This window comes from Enterococcus sp. AZ050 (genome assembly GCF_051715085.1).
GTDB classification, from domain to species: Bacteria; Bacillota; Bacilli; order Lactobacillales; family Enterococcaceae; genus Enterococcus; species Enterococcus faecalis.
This window is the reverse complement of sequence record NZ_JBIOTC010000001.1, coordinates 2,769,603-2,788,942: the sequence shown is the minus strand read 5'-3', so window position 1 is coordinate 2,788,942 and position 19,340 is coordinate 2,769,603. Positions and strand designations below refer to the sequence as shown.

The 19,340-nt window shown below is 37.4% G+C and carries 13 protein-coding genes; 4 read left to right on the top strand and 9 right to left on the bottom strand.

What is annotated here, in order from left to right:
- Nucleotides 1-23: 23 nt before the first annotated feature.
- The 6 genes from addA to IGJ04_RS13725 all read right to left on the bottom strand — a co-directional run bounded on the left by addA (nucleotide 24) and on the right by IGJ04_RS13725 (nucleotide 11,239).
- Nucleotides 24-3,818: a helicase-exonuclease AddAB subunit AddA gene (gene addA, locus IGJ04_RS13750; protein WP_156209216.1), complete on the bottom strand. Its 3,795-nt coding sequence runs from the start codon at nucleotides 3,816-3,818 to the stop codon at nucleotides 24-26.
- Nucleotides 3,811-7,401 (bottom strand): PD-(D/E)XK nuclease family protein, encoded by a 3,591-nt coding sequence (locus IGJ04_RS13745; protein WP_033626823.1) that lies wholly within the window; start codon nucleotides 7,399-7,401, stop codon nucleotides 3,811-3,813. Before IGJ04_RS13745 ends, addA begins: the two co-directional genes overlap by 8 nt.
- A gap of 110 nt (nucleotides 7,402-7,511) precedes the next feature.
- Entirely contained in the window at nucleotides 7,512-8,060 is a 549-nt protein-coding gene (gene lepB / locus IGJ04_RS13740) for a signal peptidase I (protein WP_002358039.1), read from the bottom strand.
- 220 nt (nucleotides 8,061-8,280) lie between these two features.
- Entirely contained in the window at nucleotides 8,281-9,000 is a 720-nt protein-coding gene (locus IGJ04_RS13735) for a LutC/YkgG family protein (RefSeq protein WP_010716939.1), read from the bottom strand.
- Nucleotides 8,993-10,465: a LutB/LldF family L-lactate oxidation iron-sulfur protein gene (locus IGJ04_RS13730; RefSeq protein WP_438840295.1), complete on the bottom strand. Its 1,473-nt coding sequence runs from the start codon at nucleotides 10,463-10,465 to the stop codon at nucleotides 8,993-8,995. Before IGJ04_RS13730 ends, IGJ04_RS13735 begins: the two co-directional genes overlap by 8 nt.
- 12 nt (nucleotides 10,466-10,477) lie before the next feature.
- Nucleotides 10,478-11,239: a (Fe-S)-binding protein gene (locus IGJ04_RS13725; RefSeq protein WP_002365495.1), complete on the bottom strand. Its 762-nt coding sequence runs from the start codon at nucleotides 11,237-11,239 to the stop codon at nucleotides 10,478-10,480.
- A 369-nt stretch (nucleotides 11,240-11,608) separates the two neighbouring features.
- Here IGJ04_RS13725 and IGJ04_RS13720 point away from each other — a divergent pair, with 369 nt between their 5' ends.
- The 4 genes from IGJ04_RS13720 (at nucleotide 11,609) to IGJ04_RS13705 (ending at nucleotide 14,603) form a co-directional block, all read left to right on the top strand.
- A complete protein-coding gene (locus IGJ04_RS13720) occupies nucleotides 11,609-11,896 on the top strand; it encodes a hypothetical protein (RefSeq protein WP_002386008.1) in 288 nt (95 codons plus the stop codon).
- A 485-nt stretch (nucleotides 11,897-12,381) separates the two neighbouring features.
- Nucleotides 12,382-12,567, top strand: coding sequence for a hypothetical protein (locus IGJ04_RS13715; protein WP_002358046.1), 186 nt, complete (start codon nucleotides 12,382-12,384; stop codon nucleotides 12,565-12,567).
- A 171-nt stretch (nucleotides 12,568-12,738) separates the two neighbouring features.
- The gene (locus IGJ04_RS13710) at nucleotides 12,739-14,091 is read left to right on the top strand and encodes an amino acid permease (RefSeq protein ID WP_002382100.1); all 1,353 of its coding nucleotides are present in this window, start codon (nucleotides 12,739-12,741) and stop codon (nucleotides 14,089-14,091) included.
- Between the two features lie 110 nt (nucleotides 14,092-14,201).
- Nucleotides 14,202-14,603, top strand: coding sequence for a YxeA family protein (locus IGJ04_RS13705; RefSeq protein WP_438840294.1), 402 nt, complete (start codon nucleotides 14,202-14,204; stop codon nucleotides 14,601-14,603).
- Here the strand turns inward: IGJ04_RS13705 and IGJ04_RS13700 are convergent.
- The 3 genes from IGJ04_RS13700 to ace form a co-directional block, all read right to left on the bottom strand.
- Nucleotides 14,600-15,334 carry a class I SAM-dependent methyltransferase gene (locus tag IGJ04_RS13700; protein ID WP_002386601.1) on the bottom strand — a complete coding sequence of 245 codons (735 nt, stop codon included), beginning with the start codon at nucleotides 15,332-15,334 and terminating at the stop codon, nucleotides 14,600-14,602. The genes IGJ04_RS13705 and IGJ04_RS13700 overlap by 4 nt on opposite strands.
- Before the next feature lie 69 nt (nucleotides 15,335-15,403).
- Nucleotides 15,404-17,005, bottom strand: coding sequence for an ATP-binding cassette domain-containing protein (locus tag IGJ04_RS13695; RefSeq protein ID WP_438840293.1), 1,602 nt, complete (start codon nucleotides 17,003-17,005; stop codon nucleotides 15,404-15,406).
- 124 nt (nucleotides 17,006-17,129) lie between these two features.
- A complete protein-coding gene (gene ace / locus IGJ04_RS13690; protein WP_379894713.1) occupies nucleotides 17,130-19,151 on the bottom strand; it encodes a collagen-binding MSCRAMM adhesin Ace in 2,022 nt (673 codons plus the stop codon).
- Between the last annotated feature and the right edge of the window lie 189 nt (nucleotides 19,152-19,340).

Below are 19,340 nucleotides of genomic sequence, written 5' to 3'. Positions count from 1 at the left end.
AGTGTTTCTGCTTCTAATTTTTTCTACTTTATAAAATCTACAACATTTCCTGTCTGCATGTCAATAATTACTCCTCCATTTAATAAAATTAAATAGACGTGCGACACCTCTTTATGCGTTGCCTCTTGTAGTGCTCTACGATAAAGATTCATCTGTCCGCGATACCGTTCGACAATTTCAGAAATCGCTTGGGGAGAGGTGCTTTTTACATGATCGGTTTTATAGTCATACAAAATGCATTGATTGTCTAATTCGATATAGCCATCAATAATCCCATGAATTAATAAATCATCTTGTGTCGTCTCTGGATAATTTTGAATGAGCTCTTCTGCTTCAATCAGCATAGAAAAAGGTTGTTCCCTTCTAACGGTTTGATGGTGTTGAATCAATTGTTTTCCTAAGGCGGTGTCAAAGAAGGCCACGATTTGTTCCAGATTCATTTTTTCAGCAATTGCTGGTAAAATCAATTTATTTTCCACTAAGCGTTCTTGAACAGCTCGCACTTCCTCGTAAGAAGGTTGCTTACTTAAATCAATTAGTTGTAATAAATAATGGGTTGCTGTCCCAATTTCAGCTGCTGAGGGCGCTTGAACCGTATCTAAAAATTTAGGCTTACTTAAATCTCCTTCAATCATTCGATTGACAATCAACGGTTGCGCTTGAATAGTATTGTCTTCCCGAACCTCAATTTTACCAATTTCTTTGTTATCGGGGTCATCAAATACTCGCTTGATTTCAGAAACAGACTGATAACTGGTAGTCCGAGTAGCCACTTCATACGGATAGTTGAAACTTAACCGTGCAAGGCCACGATTGATTTTGTCAGCAGATAATTGCGCTTTTTCGGCTAAATCCTCTGCTTGTCTTTCTGGCAATTGTAATTGCTGAATGGCTGCTCGTAGTTGTTCTTCGTTGAACCACTGAATATGAAAGTTAGCTGGGTGCTTTTTGACTTGCGGAACGTTACTTACTACTACTTCTTGCTGATATTCATCGGCTTTTTGATGGCGTACCAATGTCATCCCAACCCAATTCATTAAACTACTTTTACTTTGCAAGCGATTTTCAGCTGGTAGCACCAGTGTTTCTACATCGCCAACTTTCAGCCACTCTTTCCACATCGCCGCTTGGTCTTTATAGGAGCCCACCAGAAAAAGTTTCTGTTCTGCACGTGTCAACGCCACATATAACTTCCGCATTTCTTCAGATAGTAATTTTCTCAATCGTACTTGTTTAATCGCCAAAAATGGTAAAGTATCGTACATAACTCGTTCTTCAGGTTGTAAATAACGAATGCCTACCCCTAAATTTTCTTCAAAGATATAGCGTTCATTCAAATCACTGACATTAAATTCTTTGGTCATATCTAAAACGAATACCACCGGAAATTCTAACCCTTTACTAGCGTGAATCGTCATGACGCGTACGGCATTCTCTTCACTTAAAACGACTGGTTCCGCTAAATCTTTGTCTTTTTCTTGCATTTTTTCGATGAAGCGAACAAATTGAAATAATCCGCGGAAGGTTGTTTTTTCATACGCCGCGGCCCGATCGACCAACGCATATAAATTGGCTTGGCGTTGTTTGCCAACAGGCAACCCGCCAACATAATCAAGATAGGCCGTTTCACGATAAATCGTCCACAGCAAGTTGCTAATCTGGTTGCGTCGAGCCTGTTCCCGCCATTTTTCTAATGATTCAGCAAAACGTATAGTTTTTTCCTGAACAACTGCTTCCTCCATGGTTGGTTCCATCTTTTGATTAAACGTTAAAAATGCTTCGTAGTAACTGGTTTCCTTATTAGCCAAACGAATAAGCACTAATTCGTTTTCTTTTAATCCAACAATTGGTGAACGTAACACAGCTGCCAAAGGAATGTCTTGATAGGGATTATCAATCAATTGAAGCAAGGCAATCATTGTACGAATTTCCGTTGCTTGGAAATAATTTTGAGCATCATTGACTTGAACTGGAATTTCTAATGATTTAAAAACATCTAAAATAGTTAAATTATTTTTCTTCGTAGGCGTTAATAAGACAATATCTTGATAAGTAATCGGTCGATCCGTTTTCAGCTTTTTATCATAAATTAAGAAATTTTGGTCAATTAATTCACGAATTTTCAAAGCAGTAACGTAAAGTTCCCCTTCTGTCTTATCTTCAATCAACAACTCAGGGGATTGTAATTCTGGAAATTCAACTGATTCTGTTGCTTTTTTTTCATAAATTAGCAATTCAGTTGAATAATCAGCCGCCTCCGAAAATTGATCAAAACCATGAACCAAAGCAGCTGACTCATCGTAAGCAATTTGGCCCACTCGCTCATCCATTAATTGACTAAATACTAAATTCGTAAAGTCTAAAACGTCTTTGCGTGAACGAAAATTTTCAGCTAGAATAATTCGTTTGCCCTCTTTGCCTTGCCCATACTGATTGTATTTTTCAATAAACAATGTAGGATCTGCCAAGCGGAAAGAATAAATAGACTGTTTCACATCTCCTACCATAAAAAGGTTTCCTTCTGTGCTAAGCGGACGGCGCAACCAATACAAAATAGATTCTTGTAATTGATTGATATCTTGGTATTCATCGACTAACACTTCATCAAATTTTTCGCGATAGTAAACCGAGGCTTCTGATGCATGCCAGCCATCTGCCTGATTTTTCGCTAAAATAGCTAACGTATAATGTTCTAAATCGTTAAAATCCACTAAATTTTTAAGCCGTTTTTCTGCGCCATAGGCCTCCATAAATTGTTTCCCCACGTGAGCCATTTCTTGAACAATGGGCGTGGCCTCTTTCAAGACTTGTTTCATGGCATCTGGAGAAAGTGTAAACAGTTGCTTTTTCAAATCATTTAACGCTTTTTTATTTTGTTCTCGTAACTGTTTGGCTTGTTCCGCGGTTGGTTTCAACTCTTCGGCACGAACCGTTGGGTAGCGGTCAAAGCTCAACAATTCAGTCAAATTATAGGCGCTCTCTAAATCATTTCTCTCTAAAAATTGTAAAAATTGTTTTGTTTGTTCCTTTTCATTTTGAGCTAAATACCAAATCTTTTGAAGTTTCTCTTCGCCCTCTGTTAAGGTCACCATTTCTTCGTAACGCTGAAGAGTTCGTTGTAACGTCTCAACGGCTAGCGGTTTTAAATACGTCTGAAATAACTTTGATTCGCCTAGCTGATCCCCTACTTCGTAGGCTTGTGTTAAGCCATTAATCCACGCCTCTGGATCAGGATTGGCTTTGGCAAATTCATAAAAAGAAAAAATTAAGTTAGTGAGTCCGTCATCACTACGGTCATTGGAAAAATTCGCTGTTAATTGGTAAAACGCTTCTTGATTTTCCGCATAAAATTGTTCACGTAATGCATCCCAAACATCTTCTTTTAATAACAATGTTTCTGTTTCATCTGTTAACATCCGAAAAACTGGATCTATGTCAATTAAATAATAAAAACGACGAATAACAGTTAAACAAAAGGCATGTAACGTGCTGATATTGGCTGTTGGCAAAAGAGCAATTTGACGAGAAAAATGCCGTCTTCTTTCTGGATCTTGTTCTTCATTCATTGCCTTTTGTAAAGCCACTTGGATACGTTCTTTCATCTCACGGGCGGCGGCTTCAGTGTACGTCACAATCAAGAGACGATCGATATCGACGCCGCTTTTGACTTTTTCAATGACACGGCGGACTAAAACGGTGGTTTTTCCTGAGCCAGCCGAAGCAGAAACTAAGATATTTTCATCGCCATCAAACACCGCTTGCCATTGACTGTCGGTGAATTGCTCATTGGCTGGACGTAGTGGAATTGTTTTACTCATCTTCGGTTGCTCCTTCCTCATCTTTGTTTAACAAGCGCGCCATAATTTCCTCTTTGGATAAATTCTCAATACGATGATAATTATTTTCTTTTAGCATCACATCAAAATCACAGACACTTCGAAACGGACAATAGCGACAAGCAATCCGTTCCTTGCCTTGATAAGCGGGATTAAGTTGAACTTCGCCGCCAATAATTTGATTCCCCGCTTCAATAAATTTATTTCGGTTATGGGAAAGCAACGCGCCTAATTCTGGTTCTGTCACAAATTTATCTTCTTGGCGACGACCAGGTTTAATTTGTTCTTTGGCGGATTCTTCAATCGGAAACAGCAACGAACTTTGTTTAGCTTGCAGACTCGTATCTAAATGATCCAATAAATCTGGGTCTTTCATCAAAAGACCATCAAACTGATATTTTTTAAGCATTTGTTGTTCAATGTCGTCTTTGCCTTCATAAGATAATGTAGGATTGTGTACATGCAGATAAAGTGAGCCAGCAGGTTTAGCTTCTTGACCAACTAATTGCACAGCATCCATTAAAGCCACATCCAAGTACGTCAGCATTTGCATGGCTAAGCCGTAATACGCTTCTGTCATATTAAATTTACGGTGACTCGATTTATAATCAATCACACCTAAATAGGTTGATTCGGGGGTAACCAATTGATCAATCCGGTCGATTTTTCCCCGAACATGAATCTTCCCTTGATTTTTTAATGGTAATTCCAAACCAGAAATTCCTTTTTTAGCGGCAATTTGGCCAAATAACACTTCCGTTTGAACAGTCGTCATGCCACTTCGTTGGCTTTGACGTTTCAGCGCCCAACTGACTTTTTTAATTGTTTGACTCAATTGATAGCGAATATAGTTCATGCGACTAGAGGTCGTTAATACAGAAAAACGCGCATCCCCTAAAATACTATTTAGTACTTCCTCCGCCAATAAATTGACTTCCTGATCGGTTAATTCAGATAAGTTCCGTTGATTCATAATCAATAATTTAAAGAACTGATCCAATGCTTCATGGAAAAATTCCCCTGTAGCTGCTGGCGAAAGCCCAAAGACATCTCTTTCTTTCAAACGTAAGCCATAGCGAGAAAAGTATTGATACTGACAGCGATAAAAACTCTCCATCCGAGAAACGGACGTATAAATATCTTTACCATATAAAGGTTCTGCTAAGACCTCATCAATCTTTTCAGGAATATTTTGATGCGTTAAACTTTCGAAAACTTGCTTGGCTAGCGGCGCAATTGATTGGTTCATTAGCGCTTTTTCCATATTTAACCAGAAAGGCAACAGTCCTTCTTGTGTTTCTTTCCGTTGTCTTTTCAAACGCGTTAATTCACCGATTAACGTCCGATACGTACTAATATGGGCTAAACTGGTCGTTTCATCATCGAAAATGGTTGTTTCATTTTTTTCAAAAACGGGCAAGTTTAAATCTTTTTGGATATTTTTAAAATAAGGAGACGGTTTGACTTCTTGAGCGGTATCTTTAACACTTGGATAGGTTAAATATAACCGTTCTCGCGCTGAAGAAAAGACAAGATACGCAACATAAGGTTCTTGCGCAATTTTGCGTCCGGTTGTCCCACGTAAATATTGGTTTTCCGTTAAAGTATCATTGATTGTCTGCCGTTCTTCATCAGACAATAGTGTTTTATTTTCAATCTTTTGTGGAAAAATTTCTTCCGTCATCCCAATAGCAAAAGTAACCTTGGCAGCGCCAGGTCGAGTTAAATCCATTGCGCGAACTTGTACTTGGTCAATCGCTGTCGGCACTTTACTATAGTGCAAACCTTCCAAACCACTAACAAATATTTCTTGAAACGTTGTAAAATCAAACGAACTTTCTCCGTAAACAGTGACGTATTCATCTAGTAATGACATCAATGCATCCCAAGTCTGTTCATGGTTACGAGCTGTTTCTAGTTGACCTGCTTCGATAGCTTGTAAGCGCCACATTTTTAATTGTGTTGCCACACCACTTTGCAGTAAAAAGTGATAGAAGACGGTCGCTGCTTCCAAACCAGTTTTGGCACTTATCATTGCTTGAAAGTAACTAGGTAACAGCCGTTGAAGCGATTGACGAATCGCATTTGACTCTTCTTCCATCGTAGCGACATCTTCTTGCTCTTCCGCTTCAAAATCATACCGAATAAATTCCCAATCTTTTTCTTGTGACCAATAATAACCTTCATAGCCGTATGCCAGGACTACATTTTCGGTAATATCAACTTTTCTGCGCCAAGCGTTCCGTTGGTTTAACCAATCAGTCAAGCTTTCTTCAGAAGTAGCGAGTTGATTCATTGGCATAAATAATTCCGTTCTCAAAAAACGGAGCACATCGCGATAACGATAATTGTACGAATGAATAGCAAATAAAGATTCAATCCATTCGACTAAAGGATGCCGATCCATAGCCATATCTCGGTCGACATAAACAGGAATCTCGTGTTCCGCAAAAATCGGTTCTAATAAATTTTCATAACAATCTAAATCACGAGTCAACACCTGAATTTCTTTGTACCGATACCCTTCTTCCACCACTAAACGGCGAATTTCGGTTGCAACATGTGTTAATTCTTCTTTAACGTTTTCAGCACGCCACAGAAATAAGCCATCGCCACTCCAGTCAGTTGTGCTTAATGGAGGCAGGTGTTCTTGCGATTGAATCCAATAATCATTTAATCCTTGCAAGTCTGGGTTTGTAATTAATACCTCTTTCTTTTCCACATAATCTGAAAGAATCGGGATTTGCTTCTGTCTTGCTAGTTGATAAAGCTGATGATAGGTTTGTCCCGCTTCATAAAATAACGACCGCGGATCAGGTAAGTCATGCGGATATTGTTTGTCCAATAAAAGGGCTACTTTCACAGAACCTGCTTGCGCCATTAGTACTTCAATCAACTTTAATTCTCTGGCAGTAAACTGCTGATAGCCTGAAATAACGAATTGGACATTCGACAAATCAACCGTTTGTAAATACTCGCTTAAATGTTGAATAATCTCCGCTGATTCATAGCCATACTGACTCATTTGCAATTGGAATCGCGTAAAAATTAACGTTAAATCTTGAAACTTAAGTTGTAAATCTTGTCCTTTAGGGTTCTCCATTTGTTTTTCTAAAAATGGATAAAGCTCCGCAATCTCAATATTGCCTTCGCGCATTTCTTGATAAAGCTGAAATAGTTGCTGAATAAAGCCGGGCTTGTTAATTTCACCTCTAAAAATTTGTAACTCTTCTTCTGCTTCTACTAAAATTTTGCGGAAAATCATCGCAGCGCCTGCATCAGATAAAACATCTGCCGAGTAAAAAGGTGTATGTTGTAAATAGTACCAAGCCAAACGATAAAAACTAAAAACCTGCAGACGGGTACTGGTTATTGAATCAGACGTAGTTGTCTGTAATTGACGTAACTTTTGCAAGACTTGAATTTCTTGCTCAAACTTAATATGGTTCGGGACTAAATAGAATACTTCATGCTGTGCGTCTTCCTCTAGCCATTGTTTTGTCGCCTGTATAAGTGGCGCTTCTAAGTCTGCCACGGCGGTTCCTCTAATAAACTGCACACTCATGGTTTCACATCCTTTTCCTTTGCACTGCCTTTATTTTACCACAAAAGAAGGACGGAAACATGTGTTTGTTTTTACACATTTCCGTCCTTCTCTTTTACTCATTGTATCTTTTATTGTTTTGACACTTCTGGTATTGGACCAAACCGTGAGAATGGCCACATCACAAATTTCACTTCACCCAAAATATCTTTTTTATGAATAAAACCAATGACACGACCGTCTTTTGAATTCCGTCGATTATCACCTAAAACAAAGTAGCTATCTGCTGGTACTTTTTCTTTTAATGAAAAATCGCCTGTCAAAGGTTGACCATCTGTTAAGGCTTTTTTAAATTCATCTAAATAGGGTTCGTCAACTTCTTTTCCATTGATGTACAACGTATCATCCTTGTACGCAATTGTATCTCCAGGTAAACCAATCACACGTTTAATATAATTTTTATCTGGTTCATCTGGCGCTGGGAAAGTAATAATATCGAAACGATTAATTTCTGTGTTTTTTAACGTAATTACCCGTTCACCATCTGCTAACGTTGGATCCATTGAATGACCTCTCACTACGACAGGCGTAAATACAAATTGTCTCAGTAAAAACAGACCCAAAGCTAAACAGGCAAAAAAGACGACTGTTTTAATTAATTCTTTTGATTTCAAACTCATTCCTCCAAAAACCTTATTATCTTATGTCTCATATTCTACCACAAAGTAAATCAATCCTATAGTGCTTAACACTCAATTAATTTTTATGTACGCTTTTTTTACAAAATGGTCAGAAAAAAAACGTATTTCTTTCAAATTTGATTCTTACTTTTTTGATCCTGCTCATAAAAAAAGCATAATCAATTCTAAAAAGGGCTGAATTGATTATGCTTCTAGCGTTTTAGCGATCCATCACAACCACGTAACAAACTTCTAAAGGACCATGCAACCCGACAACCAGTTGCATTTCAATATCTCCTGAATTAGAAGGCCCTGAAATAAAGTGAATCGCTGAGCCGATTTTTTCGCCTTTTTCTATTTTATCTGTATAAAAAGCTGCTGGCTGAGTCGAACGTGGAACGAGTTTGCTAAACGGTATAATTGAAATGTAATGCTTCGGTAAAAAATGTAAGGCTCTACCTTGTCCCGCATTGGACTCCACCACAATCGTTCCTGATTCAGCTAGTAAAAACTCAGCAAAGGCAATCGCAATATTTGCCTGAGCAGCTGTTTGAATATTCGCTTCTCGTTGCTCACTTCCAGGTTGCCATTGCTTAACAGAAACAGCCTCTAATGACTTAGCTAAATCAGCTAATCCATAGGCTTCAAAACGTGCATCTGTTGGCAATAAAAGATTGCCCCCACCGAACTCAGCAACAATTTGCTGAATCGTCGTCAGTAAATTTTCTTGTGTGGTTTCCACTAAGTTCGTGTGAATCGTTTCCACACGCTCTTTCACAATCGTTAATAGCTCTGCTGGTGTTTTATCTGCCAACTGTTCTTCTGGTAAATGATTAACTGGCTCAAATGGATGGGCCGAAACAGGCTGTTTTTCTACGCCTAATTTTTCTCGTAGATTTTGTAAAAAAGGTTCTCGATTTTGAATCGCTTCGTTAGTCATTTTTTTCACCTTCTTGATGTTTTTTGAACCAACTTCTGAAGTTTTCTGAAGATTTTGGTGGTCTTGGCAAATCACGAACATCGGTCCAACCTTTTACTAACCCTGGTCCTTTATCAAGGTAGCCCCCATGATTATACATGTTTTCAACAGTAATGTCTTTTTGTTTACTTAAAATGCCCGCTGCAGCATGATCGACTTTCATGGCTGCTTTAAACATTGCTGGTGAACCAGTGGCTTTACCTACCATACGCATTTGGAAATCTTCAAATCCATGTTTCATTTTCAGATCATCGGTCATCACTTTACGATGTTCAATTAATAATTCGTGCAATGGAATTTTCACAGGACACGTTTCCGTACATGCCCCACAAAGACTAGATGCATAAGGCAATTCCCCAAACTGTTTATATCCACCTAAAATTGGAGAAAGCACAGCACCAATTGGGCCTGGATAAATAGAGCCATAACCGTGCCCTCCAATATGGCGATAGACCGGACAAACATTCAGACAAGACCCACAACGAATACACTGTAAGACTGGCTGAAAGGCTGTTCCTAACGCTTTTGAACGTCCGTTATCCAAAATGACCACGTGAAATTCTTCTGGACCATCGGATTCATCCGCATTTTTTTGCCCGGCAAACGTCACATACGTTGTTAAATTTTGACCAACGGCACTTCTGGCTAAAAGGTTATCTAAAACCTCTGCTTCATGCATTGTTGGTACGATTCTTTCCATCCCCATTAACACGATTTGTGTCTTAGGAATACCGATGGTCAAATCAGCATTTCCTTCATTTGTATTTAAGTTAATTAAGCCGCTATCCGCAATAGCAAAATTACAACCTGTAATGCCAATCTCCGCTTCCAAAAAGAATTTGCGCATCACTTCTCGTGCACAGCGTGCCAAATTTACCGGGTCATTATCTCCTTGATACCCTAATTTTTTCGCAAAAACCTGACGAATCTGTTCGCGATTTTTATGAATACTTGGGAAAACAATATGTGACGGCTCATCCCAGTCATCCATTTGTAAAATGAATTCCGCCAAGTCTGTTTCCATTACACTGACATCGTCTAATCCCAATAACATTGGATCAATATCGACTTCGGTCGTCACCATTGATTTAGATTTCACAATTTTTTTCGCCTTTTTTTCTAGAACCACTTGCTTCACATATTCATTGGCCTCTTCGGCGGTTTGAGCAAAAAAGACTTTGCCACCTCGTTTGGCAACGTTATCACTGAACTCTTCTAAATAGTCAGGCAGATACTGAATTGTATGTTGGCGAATTTGTTCTCCCAGTTCACGCCATTGTGGCCAATTGCCTAAAGCTTCCCGCGCACCTTCTCGTTTCTCCCATTGGGCATCTTGTGCTTTGGCGACAGCCTTTTGCATAAACACATCTTTTTTACTTTCTTCAATTCGTTCACTTAACGGCTTATTGCTCGTTGATAATCCCACAGTTCTTCCCCCTTACCCTACCGATATGATTTGTGGTTGGTCCATGCGTGCTTCATCCACTTCGTGATTAAGGACTTCTGCAATATGCATAATCTTAATCTTTTTCCCATCACGATTGAATTTACCCCCGATATTCATCAGGCAACCCATATCCGCACTAATTAAAATTTCTGCGCCTGTATCAATCACATCGTTCATTTTTTCCGTCACCATTTGTTCAGAAATAGCTGGCATTTTCACTGAAAACGTTCCGCCAAATCCGCAACAATTTTCAAGATGTCCTAAAGGAATCATTTCTAATCCTTTCACATGATCCAACAAAACAAAGGGTGATTCTCGTTCATTTAAAATTCGCGTCATATGACAAGAACGATGATAAGTGGCTTTCCCATGTAACGTTGCGCCAACATCTTTGACCCCTAAGACACGATAAAGAAACTGACTAAACTCATAAGTTCGCTCAGCTAAACGTTGTGCTTTTGGTCCATAAATAGGATCATCTGCTAAAAATTTGTGGTATTCTTTCATCATGCCGACACAAGACCCCGCAGGTCCCACCACATAATCGGCACCGTCAAAACTATCAATTTGATTCTTAAGCGTTGTCGTGCTCTCTGTCACATAGCCACTATTGTACGTTGGCTGACCACAACACGTTTGGCTTGTTGGTAAAACCGTTTCACAGCCATAACGTTCCAAAACCTCTACCATTGCTTGCCCTACATTTGGAAAAAGTAAATCCACCACGCATGTCGAAAATATACTCACTTTCACGCAAAATAACCTCCTCGTTTTCTACGAAAAGGCTCCATGAAATTAATTGGGCGGCTGTCATTAAAAGTCACTTGGCTGTCGTCTCTAACTACTTCACAGTGCCTTTTCAACAAATACGTTATTTGTAACAAAAATCGTTTTTTAAAATGATTCTTATACAATAATTATTTTACCAGTATCTGGTTTTAACAGCAAACGATTCCAGAAATTTTGTGCATTTTCACACAAAAAAGGAGGCTTTTTTATAAAAGTTTCTTTTAACCCCTTTGAAATTCGTTTTTTCTGAAGAAAAGAGTGACGAAATTTTGAAATTTTGGTAAACTAAGAAAAAACGAGAAACGAGGGCCATGCATGTTCATTTCATTTAACATGTTTATTCTATTAATTGTTGCAACGATCCTAATGATTTTTCTGATTATCTATTTGACAGTCACTGGAAATGATAAAAATAATAAAAAGAAACAAAAGAAAGAAACAAAAAGAACTACGCCAACTTTAAACAAAAAAACAACTGTTCCCCCTTCTCAGAAGCCAAACGTTGTGACTGATGTTGCAAAAAAGAGCGAGCCGGAAAAGCAAGCCGTACAACGAACACAACAACCAACCACTAGAGAGGACGAGACTTCTCAATTTACACGAAGCCAACGTCATAAATGAAAATGGGCGTGGGATAAAAATCACTTTGGATTTTTACTTCACGCTCAAAAACTGATAAACGGCGGGAACAGAAGCAACACTACGCGTTGCTTCGTTCTCAACAACTTCTAAGAGCTAAACCTCTAAGAGTTGAAGGTCCTTCGGAAATAAGCCGAAATTGTTGAAAATCACGAAGAACGTAGTGATTCGATGATGAACAATACCTACTTGGTCTCCAAAAATTATAGAACAATTTTCAGAAATCCCTTCTTATTGCTGAGAAACACTATTTGCAAAGCAAATAGATGTTAAACAGTACCTACTTGGTTCTAGGAGTTAAACACTTCTGTCCCGACCTCATTTTCTAATTCTTAAGATAATCAGCTGAACAAAAAATCCGCTAGTTGTTTCACTTTTTCTTTTAATTAATGATAGTTTATTCTTCTTTTCAGGTGTATACTAAATGATTGAAAAGAGACTTTAACTAATTAGGAAGAGGTGATTTTTTGTCTGCAAAGCGGTTTATTCAATTATTCATTTGTTATGCTATTTCAATGATTGTCGCAATACTTTTAACGGACTTATTTAATTTCTCGAGTCCTATAGCTTATTTAGTAGTGGCTAGTATCATCGGCTATGTAGTCATTACTGTTCCATTAACAATTATGACTCTATTAAAAAATAAAAATTAATAAAAAAATTGAGCGATTTTAATCACTTAAATTGCTCGATTTTTTTATTTTCATAATATTTTTCACTTATTTTTTCATTTTCATTGACAGAATAGTTGTAATTGTCAGAAAATTGTATATAATGAAGAAAGTTATTTTCATATTATTTTTTTTCAATTAAAGGAGAATCCTATGAGTGAAACACAACAAACAACCTTAAAAAAACAATTAAGCTCGCGCCACATTACGATGTTAGCCTTAGGGGGAGCGATTGGCGCAGGTCTTTTTAAAGGAAGTGGCGAAGCAATTGGTATTGCTGGTCCTTCTGTTTTAATCGCCTTTCTAATTGGCGGTGCTGTTCTCTTCATCGTCATGAGTGGTTTAGGAAAACTTGTTTTAGATGGCGGAGACACACATCATGGTTTGTCTGGCTTGGTTCGACCATTTTTAGGTGCACATTCTGCTGATTTTATTGATTGGGTTTATTATTCCATGTGGACAATTAATATTATCGCAGAAGCGGTTGCCGCAGCTTCCTTTTTACAACTTTGGTTTCCTAATATTCCTGCTTGGTTTTTTGTTTTTATTTTAGCTATTTTAACGACGCTCATTAATCTTTACTCGGTTCGTTTATTTGCAGAAACAGAATATTGGTTGGCGTTTGCTAAAATTAGTGTCATCATTTTGTTAATTATTTTTGGTGTTTATCTGGTGGGACAACAAATGCTAGGCAGTGGTGTCTTCCCTACTTTACAAAGTATCACCGATCATGGTGGCTTCGCCCCACATGGCATGAAAGGTATAGTTAATTCTTTATTAGTAGTTATTTATTCTTATGGCGGTTCAGAATTAATCGCGATTACTGTCAGTGAAGCAGATGATCCTAAAAAAGCCATTCCTAAAGCGATTCGTGGTGTGATGGGACGGATTATTTCCTTCTATATCATTCCATTATTCTTACTTTTGATTATTTTCCCTTGGAATACCTTAGCAGGCACAACGGTGAGTCCATTTGTTATGGTTTTTGAAAAAATGAATATTCCTTTTGCTGCTGACATCGTAAATTTTGTGATTATTTTAGCCTTGTTTTCTTCTATTAATTCTGGAGTATACGCCTCTTCTCGCCTTTTATATTTTCGCTTAAAAGATAAAAAAGGACCCATGAGTAAACTAGCGGTTTTAAACAAGCACCAAGTACCTCAACGTTCAGTTTTCTTCTGCGCCAGTGTTTTATATCTGGGCGTTATTCTTTCTTATTTTGTTGGCGATGAATTATTTGGTTACTTAGCCGGTTCTCTCTCTTACACTGTCTTGCTAATTTGGATTTTAATTAGCGCTGCGGCGTTTGTTCTGTCTTTAAAACGAGGGTCTCTCTTTGAAAAAAGTATTAATCTCCTTGCGTTAATCATTTTAGGTCTCATCTTTATTGGCATCTTATTTACAAATTCGTTAGGCGTCACTCTTTTAACAGGCCTACTGTACTTTGTTATTTTCTTTAGTTATCGTAAGAAAAATGATTCCTTTCTACTCTCTGATGAAAGCTAAATAGACCAAAAAAAACGAACAGTTTTGTAAGATAACTGTTCGTTTTTTCGATGTTCCATCTCCTTCTTCTTTTGCTATGCTATTTTTGTAAATTGTTAGGAGGAGAAAAAATGAAAAAAATCGGCGCTATTTTATTTATTGGCTTATTCATTGTTGGTGGTTATACAGGCTATCGTTATTATGCAGATACATATAAGGTTGAAAAAGCCTATGCACAAGTTCCTCTAGAAATTCCTGAACGAAAACAAACAGTAGATGACAATCAAAAAAGCATAGATGGCCAATATTCTTTACACTATCGACTAACTTTTGTTAAAAGTAATGGAAAAACGCAAGTTATGGACTACGAACGGACAGACAAAAATCCTCAACCTTTGGAACCAAATGCTTACATAGAAGCAACCATTAGTAAAAAAAGAATCATCCAATCTCCTGTCAAAATTGATAAAAAAGAGATTCCAGAAAAAGCTTTCGCACAATTAAATAACCGAAAAACAACCAGCGATAATTAGTCATCGCTGGTTGTTTTTTTACATGGAATCGCAATTAATTCATAAATAATGGTACGCTGATTTTGCTTAATTTCATGAGAACCAAAAATTTCTTGTACGCGTTGTTCTAAAATTGGAACTGACCATTGTTCTTCAAAATAGCTGCGGAAAAAGTCTTTTGAAATAGCTTCTGATGCTTCAAAGAAAAATTTTTTTGTGAAAAAAGGTCGCTGTTCTTTTTTTAGAAATGCTTTGTATTGTGCCATCCATTTTAACTGCGGGTTGCTCTCTTGCTCAAAAGGAGAAAACAACGAATCTTGCTCTTCCACTAGCCGAAATATAAGACACCATTCTTCACTTAATTGGCACAATGCATTAACTTTTTCCGGCGTATCCAAAGCAGGGTTCATCGCTGAAAAAACGACTTGAAATTTTTTCCCAGTCTCAATCAGTCTTTCTTGGCTTTGGTGAAGAAAAACAACGTTGCTTTGTGCTTTTGCTTCCGCAATCTCCAACATTCTCTGAGAAATATCGGCTAGCGTATACTCCGTGACTTGCTCTTGAAAAAAAGGTAAGTATCGTCCCGTCCCACCTGCGATATCCAGAAATGTCTGACACGGAAAAATGCCTTCTTGGACCAAGAAATCACGTAATTCTCGAGCAATTGGAAATGGCGATTCTTGTTGAATTTCTTCATATTCTTCTGCAAATTCATCCCAAAATTCCGCTAATTCTTGCTCATTATTATTCATCAACAGTTGCCCCTTTCTCTCAATTCTTATAAAAAGTGTAGCAAAAGAAGCGCCAAAGAGCTAACAAGTTCACTCATTTAAATCAATAATTTCATCTACAAATCGCAGGGTTTTAGGTCGATGAGTAACCAAAATAGTCAACTTATTGTGGGTAAATTTTTGTACTTCTTGTAACACTTTTTCTTCGGTCTTTTCGTCCAATGCAGAAGTCGCCTCATCTAAAATAAGGATCTCTGCTTGTGTAAATGCTAAGCGTGTGAAAGCAATCCGTTGTTTTTCACCACCAGAAAAATTCATTCCTTTTTCACTCACAATAGTGTTTAAACCTTCCGGCAACCGTTCATAAAGTTCCCCCAACTGAAAACGATACATAGCTTCAATTACTTGTTCATCAGAAATTTCTTGATTAAATACAATATTTTCTTTTAACGTTCCTTGAAATATTGGCACATCTTGAGATAAATAAAAAACTTTTTCATAATAATCTTCCAAATTAAATTGTGTTAGAGGAAATTGATTCACATAAACTGTCCCCTCTGTCGGCTTCAATAATCCTAAAATCAATTTAATCAGGGTAGATTTACCTGTCCCACTTTTTCCAATCAAGCCATAGGTTTTATTCATTGAAAATTGTCGATTTTGTTGGGACATAATCGTTTGACTATCTACGCTAAAACACACATCTTTTAATGAAATTGTTTGAATTTCAGGTAACGCTTTGCCGGAAACCGCTAAGTCAGGATCATCTTCTTTTTTATAAAAATCTTCCAAGCGCTGATAGGCTACTTTATCCAAATTATATTGAACAAATAAAACATTAAATATGGCTATCGGCGTATAAATTCGATCGATATACATCACTATCGCTACAAGTCCACCTAAACTTAGCGTCACGACGTTAGTAAAACTAAGTACGACAATACTTACTTTGATAAGTGCAACTAACAAGGCAAAAAAGCCAAAGAAAAATTCATGGATCATAGTCATTTTTGTTATATTTTGACTATTTTCCTCTGCCATTAACGCGTAATTTTCAATCTCTTTTTTATATTTTCGATTAATTCTAAAAGTTACTAGTTCGGTCATCCCTCGTATCAAAGTAGCATTCATTGCTTCTTCAGAAATAAGTGTTTTTTCTTTCATTTTTTGTAGCGTTTTCAAAAGTATTTTGGTTAAAATAAATACAATCACATAACCAATTAGAATTGCTGGTAATAATTTTTTATCAATCAATGCTATGAAAAATAAATTAAATAACGTCTCTGGAATTAACTCTCGAAATAAGCGCCCATAAAAATTCAAGTGGATATTTCTCCCAGCTGCTGCACCAACTTCTACTTTTTGTAGTAAAGCCCCCGCTCCCAGTTTTAGATATTCTTCATAGGAAATCTTGCTCATTTTTATTAAACTTAATTTCTTCAAATAGAAATAGATGCCATTAGTTAAGTAAGCTTTCGGTTTCTGTTCACAGTAAGACAATAGAGGAATTAAAATAATTGTCGTTCCATACGCTACTAACAACCCTAGTTGGAAACTTTTTTGATAATGATCTAACAACTGTTGAAAAAAATAAATTGCTAAAGCACTAGCACTACATAATGAAACAATCACGCCAATCAAAATGTACCAAGTGAAGCTTTTCCGAAAGTGCGACCATATTTTTTTAGTCATTTACTCCCTCCTTTTCGAGCAGTACTTACCTTACTGTAGCATAGTTTTTGATTGGCGCCTATCAGCAATTTATCTCCAGATAATAGAAAAGCCCCCCAGCGAAAGCTGGATGGCTTTTCTATTGTTAATTCTTTCTGATTTGTAGATAACTTACACCTAAAACGGCAAATGTACTTGCCAGTATTCCTGCTATTAGCATAAACGGTGTTTTTGTTGTGCCTGTTTTGGGAAGTTCTCGTTGCCCGTTTGCTTCATTTAATTTTTGAATTGGTTCACTAAGCAGTTGGGGAGCCAACTGTGGGCTTCCTTCATTTTTCAATGTATTTAATGGAGCGTTTAGTATTTGTGGTTGATTTTTTGATGTAACATTTTTATTTTTCTCCACAGTTGTTTCTGTGGATGGCTGTTTTTTCTCAGTTGTAGTAATTTCTTTTGTTGGTGAGACATGAACTTCTGGCTGGCTGCTTTCTGCCGTTTCCGTTATACCATTCTCTTCAGTTGTTACGCTTGGTTTTTCAGGTATGATTGGTGCAATCGTGCCTAGTGTTTCACTTTCATCTGGATTTTCTTCTTCCGTTGGCGACACATGGACTTCTGGTTGACTGCTTTCTGCAGTTTCCGTTGTGCCATTCTCTTCAGTTGTCACACTTGGTTTTTCAGGTAGGATTGGTAAAATTGTACCTAACGTTTCACTTTCATCTGGATTTTCTTCTTCCGCTGGTGAGACATGAACTTCTGGTTGGCTGCTTTCTGCAGTTTCTGTTGTGCCGTTCTCTTCAGTTGTCACACTTGGTTTTTCAGGTATGATTGGCTCAATCGTGCCTAGTGTTTCACTTTCATCTGGATTTTCTTCTGTTGGTGAGACATGAACTTCTGGTTGGCTGCTTTCTGCAGTTTCTGTCGTGCCATTCTCTTCAGTTGTCACACTTGGTTTTTCAGGTATGATTGGCTCAATCGTGCCTAGTGTTTCACCTTCATCTGGATTTTCTTCTTCTGTTGGTGAGACATGAACTTCTGGTTGGCTGCTTTCTGCGGTTTCTGTTGTGTCTGTCTTTTCACTTGTTTCTGTTGCCTGTTCCGAAGTAGGTGTCTTTGGTTCCCATTCATCTATTGTCTCTAAAGGAATGTCTAGACTTTCTTCTGTTGGCATTTCCACATTTTGATTGCCGCTTGCCTCGCCTTCTACAAAAACATTTTTAACCTGTGATGTATTTTTTTCATTCGTTGCGTCTTGATTGTTTAGTTGATAATTGATGTCATAACTATTTTCAAATGTTGCTTGATGTTGGCCTGCTTCTGTGATTGTCGAAGTGTAACGGACGATAAAGGAAGTAAAGCGTGCTTTATCCCGATAAAAACGTAAGTTAAAGTCATTATCTGTTACGAAGTCAATTTTGCCATAACCTTGTTGCTCAAACTCGGCAAGTGAAATATATTTAGTTTCTTTGTCATTCACAATATCAAATGTAAAACTCTCTTTATTTAATTGTTGACCACTTCCTTGTCGATCCGCAATTGAAATATCTTCTGTGACATCGGATTTATTGAGGTTCACATTTAAAAACCAACGTACTTGATTTGACTCTCCAGCCAAATCGCCTACTTTATAAAAAAACGGATAGTCTCGCTCAATTTGGCCAGTCTCTGTGTTAGTCACTCCTTCAATCGTCAAACGTTGAGTCGCCGTTGCTGTTCCGAAATCCGTTTCTATCACATTCGGTTGAGAACTATTGGTGATAAGCGTTTTAATCCCGAAAGAAAAATGCCCATTCACATTATGTAAAGATTCAACTTTTTCGTTAAATGTTGCTACAACATGATCTTTATAGATAAAAACTTCCCCTAAACCATTTAAATTGATTTTTCGTGGTGAACTATCGTTCTCGGTCATTCCAACTAGTGCGTCTGGTAAAGTTAAAGTAATAGTATCTCCAGGTTTTATTTTCTGATTTTCTTTGTCACTAAAAGATACTTTAATTGAGGTCATCTCTCCTTGATATAAAGTAGTGTGATCTAATTCTACTTTGTCAACGATTGAACTTTTGCTCAATTCGGCGCCAAACGAAATTGGACCAATCAATAACGCCCCCGCAATTGGTAGAATCATTACCAACAGTAACACTAAAAATTTTACACTTTTTGTCATAAAAAATTATTCACCCTTCTTTTCTCTTATTTTTTCCACTTAGTGGTCTTTTTCAGAAGTTGACAATAGCAAAAAGATATATCTCACACAATATTAATGCTCATTTAAATAGCCTTTTTTTAAAATTTCTAATTCACTTTCTAAGGAAAACGGTTTATTATGGTAGTTACATTAGATAACATTTGTTAC